At 55.0% G+C, this 12,004-nt stretch carries 11 protein-coding genes; 3 read left to right on the top strand and 8 right to left on the bottom strand.

Annotated elements, in window-relative coordinates; translation table 11 throughout:
• Positions 1–103 precede the first annotated feature (103 nt).
• Positions 104–640 carry a glycosyltransferase family 9 protein gene (locus tag ACSZPU_RS18770; RefSeq protein ID WP_499001856.1) on the top strand — a complete coding sequence of 179 codons (537 nt, stop codon included), beginning with the start codon at positions 104–106 and terminating at the stop codon, positions 638–640.
• Positions 641–675: 35 nt separating this feature from the next.
• Here ACSZPU_RS18770 and lysA read toward each other — a convergent pair whose 3' ends face one another.
• Positions 676–1,938, bottom strand: coding sequence for a diaminopimelate decarboxylase (gene lysA / locus ACSZPU_RS18765; protein WP_499001854.1), 1,263 nt, complete (start codon positions 1,936–1,938; stop codon positions 676–678).
• A 117-nt stretch (positions 1,939–2,055) separates the two neighbouring features.
• Here lysA and ACSZPU_RS18760 point away from each other — a divergent pair, with 117 nt between their 5' ends.
• Positions 2,056–2,982 carry a LysR family transcriptional regulator gene (locus ACSZPU_RS18760; protein ID WP_499001851.1) on the top strand — a complete coding sequence of 309 codons (927 nt, stop codon included), beginning with the start codon at positions 2,056–2,058 and terminating at the stop codon, positions 2,980–2,982.
• Here the strand turns inward: ACSZPU_RS18760 and ACSZPU_RS18755 are convergent.
• From ACSZPU_RS18755 to ACSZPU_RS18730, 6 genes are all read right to left on the bottom strand, one after another.
• Entirely contained in the window at positions 2,979–3,671 is a 693-nt protein-coding gene (locus ACSZPU_RS18755; RefSeq protein ID WP_499001859.1) for an aspartate/glutamate racemase, read from the bottom strand. The two genes, ACSZPU_RS18760 and ACSZPU_RS18755, sit on opposite strands and share 4 nt — an antisense overlap.
• Positions 3,672–3,785: 114 nt before the next feature.
• On the bottom strand, positions 3,786–4,547 hold the full coding sequence (gene kduD, locus ACSZPU_RS18750) for a 2-dehydro-3-deoxy-D-gluconate 5-dehydrogenase KduD (protein ID WP_047369017.1): 762 nt from the start codon (positions 4,545–4,547) through the stop codon (positions 3,786–3,788).
• Between the two features lie 62 nt (positions 4,548–4,609).
• A complete protein-coding gene (gene kduI, locus ACSZPU_RS18745; protein ID WP_499001849.1) occupies positions 4,610–5,446 on the bottom strand; it encodes a 5-dehydro-4-deoxy-D-glucuronate isomerase in 837 nt (278 codons plus the stop codon).
• A 603-nt stretch (positions 5,447–6,049) separates the two neighbouring features.
• Complete coding sequence (locus ACSZPU_RS18740) at positions 6,050–7,228, bottom strand: acetyl-CoA C-acetyltransferase (protein WP_499001846.1); 1,179 nt, start codon at positions 7,226–7,228, stop codon at positions 6,050–6,052.
• Positions 7,229–7,263: 35 nt separating this feature from the next.
• Positions 7,264–8,553 carry an MFS transporter gene (locus ACSZPU_RS18735; protein ID WP_499001842.1) on the bottom strand — a complete coding sequence of 430 codons (1,290 nt, stop codon included), beginning with the start codon at positions 8,551–8,553 and terminating at the stop codon, positions 7,264–7,266.
• 149 nt (positions 8,554–8,702) lie between these two features.
• Positions 8,703–9,551, bottom strand: a complete 849-nt coding sequence (locus tag ACSZPU_RS18730) for a beta-keto acid cleavage family enzyme (protein WP_499001840.1) — start codon at positions 9,549–9,551, stop codon at positions 8,703–8,705.
• Between the two features lie 419 nt (positions 9,552–9,970).
• On the opposite strand from ACSZPU_RS18730, the gene ACSZPU_RS18725 reads away from it, so the two are divergent.
• Positions 9,971–10,966 (top strand): enoyl-CoA hydratase/isomerase family protein, encoded by a 996-nt coding sequence (locus ACSZPU_RS18725; RefSeq protein ID WP_499001837.1) that lies wholly within the window; start codon positions 9,971–9,973, stop codon positions 10,964–10,966.
• Positions 10,967–11,083: 117 nt separating this feature from the next.
• On the opposite strand, the gene ACSZPU_RS18720 is transcribed toward ACSZPU_RS18725, so the two are convergent.
• Positions 11,084–12,004 (bottom strand): LysR family transcriptional regulator (locus ACSZPU_RS18720; RefSeq protein WP_499001835.1); only part of this gene is annotated, 921 nt, incomplete at its 5' end.

Raw genomic sequence — 12,004 nt, 5'->3', positions numbered from 1 at the left:
CGGGCATCGTGAAAAGTCTATGTCAAAGAAAGGGTTATGTTCTCATAATTGACGATTAAATCGCACCTTCCTTAGCCAAACCTACCCTTTAATAGCAGACTTTTTGCACCTGAAAAAAGAACATCTGGCAAAGTATGATCTGCATATTCCGGATGGCATTAAAGAAGACGTCAGCGAGTACCTTGCTGGATTATCCGCAGGTAAAACGGTCATTATCAATATCTTTGCGGGAAATGCTGACCGGTGCATGTCTCAGGAACAGCTTGCGAGCCTCATCAACCATCTTCAGCTGCGTTACGCGGATATCAATATTGTTTTACTTGATCACCGTAAGGAAATAAGGCTTCCATTGCCTGATGGCGTAACGGTTAGCCCCTTTAAAACCCTGCATCACATGATGGCGCTTATCGCCAGAGCGGACCTGGTTATTTCACCGGATACAGCGATTGTGCATATTTCTGCGACATGGAATAAGCCGCTGATTGCAGTCTATAAAGATGTACAACTGAACAATACGCTCTGGTCGCCTTGCTACGAGAATGCCAGTCAGCTCATCATCTCCGGTGGCAATATCCACCAAAGAAAAGAGGTGGTTCCACGCATTCTTAATGAGATAGAGAGGCGTGCCTTACTGGATTAACGCTCAGGGCGGGTTTACCCCGCCCTGTTGCTTGCTTAGAACAATTCCAGCGCCAGCAGCTCTTCAATCGTCTGACGACGACGAATCAGGCGCGCCACGCCGTTATCAAACAGCACTTCCGGCAGCAGCGGGCGGCTATTGTAGTTCGACGACATCGACGCACCATAGGCACCGGTATCATGCAACACCAGGTAATCCCCCGGCGTCACGGCAGGCAACGCGCGGGTTTCCACTTTACCGCCTTCCTGCTGGGTAAACACATCACCAGACTCACACAGCGGCCCGGCCACCACGGTATCGATACGGGGCGCGGCGGTTAAATCGCGCCCGTCAGCCGCCAGAGCGGTGATGTGATGATAGCTACCGTACATGGACGGGCGCATCAGATCATTAAAGCCGGCGTCAATCAGTACAAAGTGACGGCTGCCCATCTCTTTCACGCTGCGTACCTGTGCGACCAGCACGCCGGATTCCGCCACCAGGAAGCGTCCCGGTTCGATCTCCAGTTTCACCGGGTGGCCCAGGTGTTTAGCCACCTGCTCACGTGCGGTATTCCACAGGTTGTAATAGTGTTCAGTGTCCACGCCCTCTTCCCCTTCATGGTAAGGAATAGAGAGGCCGCCGCCGGCCGAAATGGCCTGCAAATCCTGACCAAACTCCACCACCTGGCGCACCATCGCGCCGCACACCTGCTCAAGGTGACCGTAGTCCACCCCGGAACCGATATGCATATGGATGCCCACCAGCTGCAGTTTATAACGCTGCATCACTTCCAGCGCGGCTGGCAGATCGCTATACCAGATGCCGTGTTTACTGTTTTCGCCGCCGGTGTTGGTTTTCTGGCTGTGACCGTGGCCGAAGCCCGGGTTGACGCGCAGCCAGACCGGATGCCCGGCCGACACCTGGCCCAGCTGTTCCAGCATATCCACCGACCCGGCGTTCACCGGAATGCGCAGCTCGCTTACGCGGGCCAGCGTCGCGTCATCAATGACGTCCGCCGTGAAGACGATGTCTTCCGGATGGGTTTTCGGGTCGTAACCCGCCGCCAGCGCACGCTCAATTTCCCCCAGCGACACCGAATCCACCTTTACGCCCTGCTCGCGCATCAGGCGCAGAATATGAATGTTCGAGCAGGCTTTTTGCGCGAAACGAATCACATCAAACTGCGTCAGACGGGCAATCTGGTCGCGAATAATTTGCGCATCATAAACCCAGACCGGGCAGCCAAATTCAGCAGGCAGGCGCAGCAGGTTTGCGGCATTAAGGTCGGTTGTGGTTTGTGTCAGTGGGCGTGGCATAGCAGACTCCGAAAGCGATTTTTTTATGATTACGCCACAGGCAAAGAGGAATAAAAAATATCGTTTTATTGTGAGTCTATGCAAAAATGATATGGATTCCCGTTCAAGGATGCCGCCATGCCCGCCGTAAACCTGCGCCACATTGAAATTTTTCATGCCGTGATGACCACCGGCAACCTGACGGAAGCCGCTCAGCTGCTGCATACCTCGCAGCCCACCGTCAGCCGGGAGCTGGCGCGCTTTGAAAAGGTGCTGGGGTTAACGTTGTTTGAACGCACGCGCGGGCGTCTGCACCCCACGGTGCAGGGGTTACGTTTGTTTGAAGAAGTGCAGCGCTCCTGGTACGGGCTGGACAGGATTGTCAGCGCCGCCGAAAGCCTGCGCGAATTCCGCCAGGGCGAGCTGTCAGTCGCCTGCCTGCCGGTCTTTTCCCAGTCATTTTTGCCGCTGCTGTTGCAGCCTTTCCTGGCTCGCTACCCGGAAGTGAGCCTCAATATCGTGCCGCAGGAATCTCCGCTGCTGGAAGAGTGGCTGTCCGCCCAGCGCCACGATCTGGGCCTGACGGAAACCGTCAGCACACCTGCGGGAACGGAACGCACGCCGCTGCTGACCTTTAACGAAGTCTGTGTTCTGCCGCAAAATCACCGGCTGGCGCACAAAACGCAGCTCACACCGGCGGATTTTCATGGCGAGAACTACATCAGCCTGTCGCGAACCGATAGCTACCGGCAGTTGCTCGATGCTTTGTTTGGTGAACATGAGGTGAAACGCCGGATGGTACTGGAAACGCATAGCGCGGCGTCGGTCTGCGCGATGGTCCGCGCCGGAGTGGGGATTTCGGTGGTCAACCCACTGACCGCGCTCGATTACGCCGCCAGCGGGGTGGTAGTGCGCCGTTTCAGTATCGACGTACCTTTTACAGTGAGCCTGATTCGCCCGCTGCATCGCCCCTCTTCTGCGCTGGTCGATGCATTCAGCCGCCATTTGCAGGAGGCGATGCCACTGATTACTGGCCCGCTGAACGCGGTACTCAACGCCGCTTAGGAGAGCATAAAGGTCACGGCATCGGCAGCATGCAGAGCCGCCGTATCAAACACCGGGATCGGCGACTGCGCCTGGGAAACCAGCAGGCCAATTTCGGTGCAGCCGAAAATTACCCCTTCCGCACCCTGCTCCGCCAGTTGTGCAATCAGCCTGACGTAATAGGCGCGCGAAAAGTCGCTGAAAGTGCCGAGGCAAAGCTCGTCAAAAATAATCTGATTGACCCGCGCACGGTCTGACACCCCCGGGATCAGCGTTTCAATGCCAAACTCTTCGGTCAGACGGCCACGGTAAAAATCCTGCTCCATGGTGTAGCGCGTGCCCAGCAGCGCCACTTTGGACTGTTTCTGCGCCACAATTGCCCGCCCGGTGGCATCAGCAATATGTAAGAACGGCACATCGCAGCGCGCTTCAATCTGCCCGGCGATTTTATGCATGGTGTTCGTACAGAGCACGATGCCCTGCGCACCGGCGTTTTGCAGCCCGATAGCCGCATCAGCCAGAATATCCCCGGCCTTTTCCCATTCGCCGCTGCGCTGGCACTCTTCAATCTCGTGGAAATCCACGCTGTGGAGCAACAGGCTGGCGGAGTGCAGGCCACCCAGCTTCTCTTTCACCCCTTCATTAATCAGGCGGTAATACGGAATAGTGGATTCCCAGCTCATGCCACCCAACAGTCCAATCGTTTTCATCATGCCTCTCCCTCTGAGTAAGCGCTCAGTCAAGCAAACTCAGAGGCGAGTTTCAACCACCCTGCTGGCATAAAAAAACCTGCCCGGAGGCAGGTTTATGGCAAATCAGGCAAATTAACGCGCCAGCCAGCCGCCGTCGACGGCAACGGTATAACCGTTAATGTAGTCAGATGCGCTGGAAGACAGGAACACAATCGGCCCCATCAGGTCGCTCGGCAGACCCCAACGGCCCGCCGGGATACGCTCGAGGATAGCCGCGCTACGCTCTTCGTCAGCGCGCAGTTGCTGGGTGTTGTTGGTCGCCATGTAGCCCGGAGCGATCGCGTTGACGTTGATGTTGTGCTTCGCCCATTCGTTCGCCAGCAGACGGGTCACACCCATTACGCCGCTTTTGGACGCGGTGTAAGACGGAACGCGGATACCGCCCTGGAAGGAGAGCATGGAAGCGATGTTAATGATCTTGCCGCCATTGCCCTGCGCGATGAAATGTTTCGCCGCCGCCTGAGACATAAAGAAGACGCTTTTGATGTTCAGGTTCATCACGTCATCCCAGTCCTGCTCGCTGAAATTGATCGCATCTTCACGACGGATCAGGCCTGCGTTGTTGACCAGAATGTCGATTTTGCCGAACTCTGCCACCGCACGATCCAGCAGCGCCGGGATACCGTCGATTTTACGCAGGTCCGCGGTCAGGCTCAGGAAGCGACGCCCCAGCGCGGTGACGCGCTCGATGGTTTCGGTCGGTTCAACAATGTTGATGCCCACGATATCGCAGCCCGCTTCCGCCAGACCCAGTGCCATGCCCTGGCCCAGACCGGTATCACACCCGGAAACAACAGCCACTTTACCTTGAAGAGAGAATGCATCCAGAATCATGTTTGTTCCTTAATCTTTCAGCGCCTGCAGCCGCAGGCATGTTTTTGTTATGCCTTTGGCGCTTAGCGCAGATCTTTAACCGCGACGTGGTCCATGTCATCAAAGACCTGGTTCTCGCCTACCATCCCCCAAATGAAGGTGTAAGCGCGCGTGCCCACGCCTGAGTGGATTGACCAGCTCGGCGAAATCACAGCTTGTTCATTATGCATCACAATATGGCGGGTTTCCTGCGGCTGTCCCATCATGTGGAACACGCACGCGTCCTCATCCATATTGAAGTAGAAGTAGACTTCCATGCGGCGCTCGTGGGTATGGCACGGCATGGTGTTCCACAGGTTACCCGGTGCAAGTTCAGTCAGCCCCATGCTCAGTTGGCAGGTTTCCAGCACGTCCAGCACGAAGTATTTGTTGATGGTGCGACGGTTGCTGGTGAGGTTGTCACCGAGCGTGACCGGAGACACATCCGCAGGCGTCACTTTTTTGGTCGGGTAAGTGCTGTGTGCCGGTGCGCAGTTGTAGTAGAACTTCGCAGGCGTTGCGGTATCGATGCTGGCGAAAACCACTTCTTTCGCCCCTTTGCCCACATACAGCGCATCGCGGTGGCCGATTTCATAGCACTGGCCGTCAACGGTGATGGTGCCCGGGCCGCCAATGTTGATAACGCCCAGCTCACGGCGCTCAAGGAAGTAGCTTACGCCCAGCTGTTTGCCCACTTCGCCGCCAACAGAGACGGTTTTGGCAACCGGCTTAATGCCACCGACGATGATACGGTCAATGTGGCTGTACACCATTATGTATTCATCATCGACGAATACTTGTTCAACCAAAAATTCATTGCGCAATCCCTGGGTATCCAGCGTTTTCGCATGCGCACTGTGGATGCTTTGTCTGACGTCCACATTTACCTCCGCAGTCAATGTTCCATTCGAATCGCACGTAACGGAGCGGATAAAAAACGTTCCGTTTTGCAGTATTGGCACATCTTAGCCCGGCTAAAACACGTTTTCAATCTTATATAAAACATCGTTTCATTTTTTTTCGTAATATATTTCTTAAACTGTAGTTCCGATCACGAACGTCTGGCATTTACACCATGGGATGGGGGAGCTCATTGGGCAGAAATACAAAAATTCATCATATCAAACAAATAGTTAATAACATCTTGAAGTTTTGACAGCCCACAGGCATTTTTACTGCGCGAAATCTAAGATCCTCTTTGATGTCGCAACGTTGTCGCGTTTTATAGGATGCTACGCGCTACGTTTTCTTTTAAACTGCGCTGGCCGTCACATAAGATGAAACGATGTTTTGATAAATTGACACCACATTTTTGAAATGTTGATGACGTGTATAACCGCACGATAATTAACGCGTATACACCAGGGAAGTACCGACAAAGAAACAAGTGGGTAGCGCGACGCGTTGCCCGGGGATGTTTGAGTTAGTGTTTCTGTAACTGGCCTTGCCCTCCTTAACGGAGGGCTTTTTTTATTGCTCTGCGCTTACATCCGTTCAACCACCAGCGCCACACCCTGTCCTCCGCCGACACACAACGTCGCCAGCCCCAGGGTTTTATCCCGCGCGGCCAGCCCATGCAGCAGCGTCACCAGAATACGCGCGCCCGATGCACCAACCGGATGCCCCAGCGCGATGGCACCGCCGTGGACGTTGGTTTTTTCGTAATCCAGCCCCAGCTCACGTGACACCGCCAGGAACTGCGCGGCAAAGGCTTCGTTCGCTTCAATCAGATCGAGATCGTTTACCGTCAGCCCGGCCTCGCGCAGCGCCCGTTGGGTTGCGGGCACCGGCCCCATCCCCATCAGCGCCGGATCCACGCCGCAGGCGGCATAGCCGCGAATACGCGCCAGCGGCCGAACGCCCAGCTCGCGGGCTCGCGATTCGCTCATCACCAGCAGCGCCGCCGAACCATCGTTGATCCCGGATGCATTGCCCGCCGTGACCGATCCCAGCGGATCAAACGCCGGTTTGAGCTTCGCCAGGCTGTCCAGCGTCACATCGCTGCGGGGATGCTCATCCGCATCAAAGCGGGTTTCGCCCTTTTTACCGGGCAAAATGATCGGCTCGATTTCGTGACGAAAGGCCCCTTGTGCCTGAGCCTGCGCCGCTCGGCGCTGGGACAGGAGCGCGATTTCATCCTGATCCTGGCGGCTGACGCCATAACGCCGGGCGACATTTTCCGCCGTCATCCCCATGTGGTAGTGGTTTACGGCGCAAAACAGCCCATCATTGACCATGCTGTCAACGATCCGCTGATCGCCCATACGCAATCCCCAGCGCGCTTTATCCAGCAGATAAGGTGCCGATGACATGTTCTCCATGCCACCCGCCAGCACGGTCTGCGCATCCCCGGCCCTGATGATCTGCGCGGCAGTGATCACGCTCTTCAACCCCGATCCACAGACAATATTCATGCTGGTTGCTGGCGTCGCGTTGGGCAACCCGGCCAACAGCATCGCCTGGCGGGCCGGATTCTGCCCAAGCCCGGCCTGTAATACATGGCCGAAAACCACTTCATCGACCTCTTGTGCCTCTACGCCTGCACGCATAAGTGACGCTTCCATAACCAGCGCACCCAGTTTCGGTGCCGCCATTGAACTCAGGCTGCCGCCAAATTTGCCAATAGCCGTACGCACCGCACTCACAATAACGATGGATGACATAAGTAACCTCTGATACCGAAATCGAGTGTTGCGATCTACTCGCACATCGGTTTGACATTAATGAGCCAGATCAGCACGCAGGAGACAACGCCGGTGCCAATCAGCAAGGTATAGGCGCCGGAGTAGCCGCCCAGATGGGACAGGCCAAACGCCAGGATTGAAAATGCAAAACAGCGCACAACGGATTGAATGGGATGCACAATGCCAATGGCGCGGACATAAAGATGACGGGGAAATTTCGTGGCAATCAGGGCGGTGCTCAGGTTGGTTGCGCCCGGTAAGCTCAGGCCAATCATCAGCAGCGAAACCCACAGCGCCACCGGCTGATGGGCCTGCAAATTAATGACAATCGCCACAATCCACCACAACGTGTAAACCAGCAGCGCAGACTTCACCCCGATGCGCTGATTCAGCCATCCCCAGCCAAACGCGCCCAGAGTGCCGAACAGCGCCGACAGCGACATATAAAAAATGGCCGTCGTTTGCGCATACCCCATCTCCATCAGCCGGGGGACAATCTGGCTAACAACACCAATCAGCATGATGTAGATCCCGCCGGTGGCGATCCCCATAAACCAGACATCGCGCATCAGCAATAACCGACGGAGCCCCACGCGCCCGACGGGTTTTGTCGGGGCCTGGTGAGCCGACACATGCCCGGCAGACAGCGGCTGATTATCCGGTGCCAGGCCAATGTCCTCAGGCCTGTTGGTGATAAACACCGCTACCAGCAGCGCCATCAGGAACATCAACACCGAGATCCCCCAAAATCCGTGCTCAATGCCCAGCCAGGCAAACAGCCCCGCCAGTACGGGCACAAAGAAGGCGCTGGAAAATGTCTGACCCACGGAACACCATCCCAGCGCCATCCCGACATTGCGCACAAACCAGCTGGCCATCAGCGACGTTCCCCCCACATAGGCGAAGCCGGTTCCGAAGAAACAGACGCCCGCGAAGAGCAGCGCGAAAGCGGCCAGCGACTGGCTATAACCAAGCAGGCCGAAGCAGAGACCACAGGCAATAAGGCAAAGGATAATGTTGAATTTCGGCCCTTTTCTCTCACACAGCCAGGCGCAAACCGGCCCCGAAAGAATCGATGCCCAGGAGGCGGGCGTCGCCAGTGTGAGCATGTCGCTGTAGTTGAGCTGATAACGCTGGGATAGCGCAGGCAATATGATGTTCAAACCGTGCGCCACCGCCCCCGCCGCCAGCCAAAACATGCACGCCTGAAACCCAATAATGGTCCAGCCATGCGGGCCAAATCCCGCTTTCCCTGTGCGAACCGCTCCTCTGCCCAGCGCCATTTCATTTTCTTGTTCAGCCATCGGGATGCCCTCGCCCTGCCCGGATTAGTTGCCGTCGCGTCGGTATCAGACCGACCTCATTTTCACATCCATCACACCCTGCAACGCGGGCTGACGCGACAATCGCTGGCCTGATTCCTGCGCATCCGGCTTGTCGGGTGAACGCCGCCTTACACTGCGTTAAGCGCCGGAATCCCCAGGATTTGCCGGGCAATAGCTGGCGTCGCCACGCGTTTGCCAAACACCGTAACCGCCTGCGCCGCACGCGTCACAAGGCTCAGGTTGGTAGCTTTTTCCCCCTTACGGAACCAGACGTTATCTTCCAGCCCCACGCGAAGATGCCCGCCCAGTGCCAGCGAGGCGAACAAAATAGGCAGGTGGTTTTTACCGATACCAAACGCAGACCAGCTGGCGTCCGCCGGAATGTGCGAGCTCAGGTACAGCAGGCTTTCGACGGTGGCCGGCATCCCACCGGGAACGCCCAAACAAAACTGGTAATGCAGTGGCGAGCGCAGTTGCCCTTGTTCGACGAAGTAGCGGGCAACGCCCAGCATTCCCGTGTCGAAAATCTCGATTTCCGGCTTAATCCCACGCGAGGTGAGAATCTCGCCCAGTTGGCCCAGAAACTGGGGGGAGTTAATAAACACGCCGCCCGGCATCCAGTTAAACGAGCCCGCATCCCAGGAGGCCATTTCGATGCCATCCAGCGTGGAGACATGCTCCTGACGTTGTCTGTCGGTGGCACGGTTGTCGCCGGATGTCGTGCAGTTAATGATGACGTCGCAATCTTTGTGTTCGCGCAGCACGCGAATGGTCTCGGCAAAACGCGCACGGTCCATCGTTCCCAGACCTTCATCATCACGCATATGCAAATGCACGACTGCAGCTCCCGCCTGCCAGCAGCGATACGCATCATCAGCAATTTCTTGTGGCGTTAGCGGTATATGTTCATTGATATCTTTTGGCGTTACCGCCCCCGTCAGCGCGACGGAAATAATGACATTCTCTCCAGCGTTCATCGTTCCACCTCCTGCTTAATGAATACAATGCATATAAATCATCGCGCCTGAATTTTTATTACGCGCAAGATTTACATACAGAAATTCATTGAAAACTAGCATTGAAAAATTAACGACAGAAATTCTTTTTACGCACGCGGTTATATCACGAATACATAACACCGCACAGATCACACAAAAACAATAAAACCATTAAAAATCAATAACAAAACGGTTATGCAAAAAGTGGATAAACGCCTCAATAAAAAGAATTTCAATCGCTAAAAACCTCAGTGTTATGCTCCATTCACAGTCATTAACTCTACTGTATTAACACACTCTGCTGGACGTTATTAACTCTATAACATCAGGCGAACTATTTCTGTTATTCAAACGACGAGGGAAACGCCTTCGCCACTATTTAAATAAAGGAGTCCGTAATGGTAATTAAGGCTAATTTCGAATCCGATCACGATAAAAGAAAAGAGATGCCCCATAAAGAAATCGGCACTATTCCTCATATGCCGTTTGAAGAATATTCAGAACGTCTCAAACACTGTTTTACGATGAAACGTAAAAACGGCATCCTTGAGGCGCGACTGCACACCAATGGCGATAGCCTGCAATGGGGAGCAGCGGCGCACCAGGGCCTGCATTACTTCTTTGACTGGGCGGGACGCGATCCGGATAACGAAGTCATCATCCTCGGCGGTACGGGGAAAGACTTTATGAAAGGGATCGGCCGTATGGATGAAAACGGCAAATGGCATCCGGCGACGGAATTTAACTCAGCCCCGGAAGAAGCCTGGAAAATGTATGAGTACCAGTATTACGACGGTACCAATGACATTGAAGGCCAGGTCTTTGATGTTGAAGTCCCGACCATCGGCGTCTGGAACGGTGCGGCTTTCCACACCGACTTAGTGCTGTTCAGCGATATCACCCTTTGTACCGAAGATGCATGGACCACCGAAATGCATTATCGCGTCAACATGGTACCGGGTGACGGTATCCAGATTGCCTGGCGCGAACTGATGGGCCGCAAACGTTATGCCTACGCCGAACTGACAGGGGAAATCATCACCGCCCGTAAAGCGCTGGAACTGGGTATGGTTAACGAAATTTGCCCGGATATTGAATCCTGCTACGACCGCGCGCAGCAAATCGCTGAACTGATCATGCGCACTGGCACGCGCGTCACCCGCCGCATGACCACCCAGCAGCTGCGCAAACCGTGGAAAGAAGATATCGCCAACGAACTGCGTAACGCCTTCGCGACCGAAATGTTCGTGACCGCAACAGAGCACTCACCGCACGACGTCAACTACTGGAACTGGGCTCATGAAGAGGCCGAGCTGGTAATGGCCGCCGAAAAACGCGGAAAAGTCGTGCGCCCACGCATCGGCGGCGGCCAGGCAGAAGATGAAATCAAGTGATGTAGCCTCTGGCACATCGCCTGATATCTGATGGCGCAATGTCTGTCCGGCCTGTGAGATGCTCGGCTCGCAGGTCGGACAGGTGTTAGCGCTCTGCTCAACAAACAGGTAATCTCGCTACGCCATGGTACAAACCGCACGATCCGGGCTGGCCATCGCCTGTGCGTGAACCGCCCCACCGCCCAGAAACGCCTGAAACTCACGAACAAACAGGGCCGCCGGAAAATGGCTGTTTTTCTTCGACCAGACCAGTTCAAGAATGAAGTGACAATCCTGCTCGTCCAGCTCCAGCAGCGTGCTGTTTTTCCCCAACAGATACGCGCGGTGCCTTGGCATCAGCAATACGGCATTGTGATTGAGTTCGAGGTTAAAACAGCAGGAGCCCAGATTGGGGTACTCCTTAAACAGCATAAAATCGAGACCGTGGCGGGTAATAAACTGCGTGCTGTAATCCCCGGATAACGCAAACTCGCGCGGGTCGATGCGGATAACCGGATACTCCACCACTTCCCGCAGTGATACACGTCCGCGCCCGGCCAGCGGATGGTGCCGATGCAGCGCAACGCACAGGGGATCGGTTTGAAAAGGGATCGAACAAAAATTTTCGCGTAGCGCCAGAAAATGGGGGCGAATAATAAACCCCAGATCGCACTGGCCGTTTTCCAGCATCAGCAGTGCGTCATCCAGCTCGCTGTCCCGGCAGTCCACCACCACCTCTTTATGCTGGCGCTGAAAATTGCCCACCAGCTCGACCAGTAAATTACGAATAGCCTCACCCAAAAACGTAATAGATAACCGCTGTCGGCTTTGCCCGGTGAATGTACGAATACGTAACATGGAATCATCATATTGCTGAATCACTTTGCGCGATTCGGACAGCAACAGCTCGCCCGCGCTGGTTAGCATCACTTTGTGGGTATCGCGACGAAATAACTCGGCGCCAATGCTCTCTTCAATCTCCTTTATACCCAGAATACTTCGAGTTGCAGGAGCCAGTGAACCCAAGTCAATCGTAGGGATAGGTTGTTTAAGCACTAC

The organism is Phytobacter sp. V69, assembly GCF_965644215.1.
Taxonomy (GTDB): Bacteria; Pseudomonadota; Gammaproteobacteria; order Enterobacterales; family Enterobacteriaceae; genus Phytobacter.
This window is presented reverse-complemented; position numbering and strand designations above follow the sequence as displayed.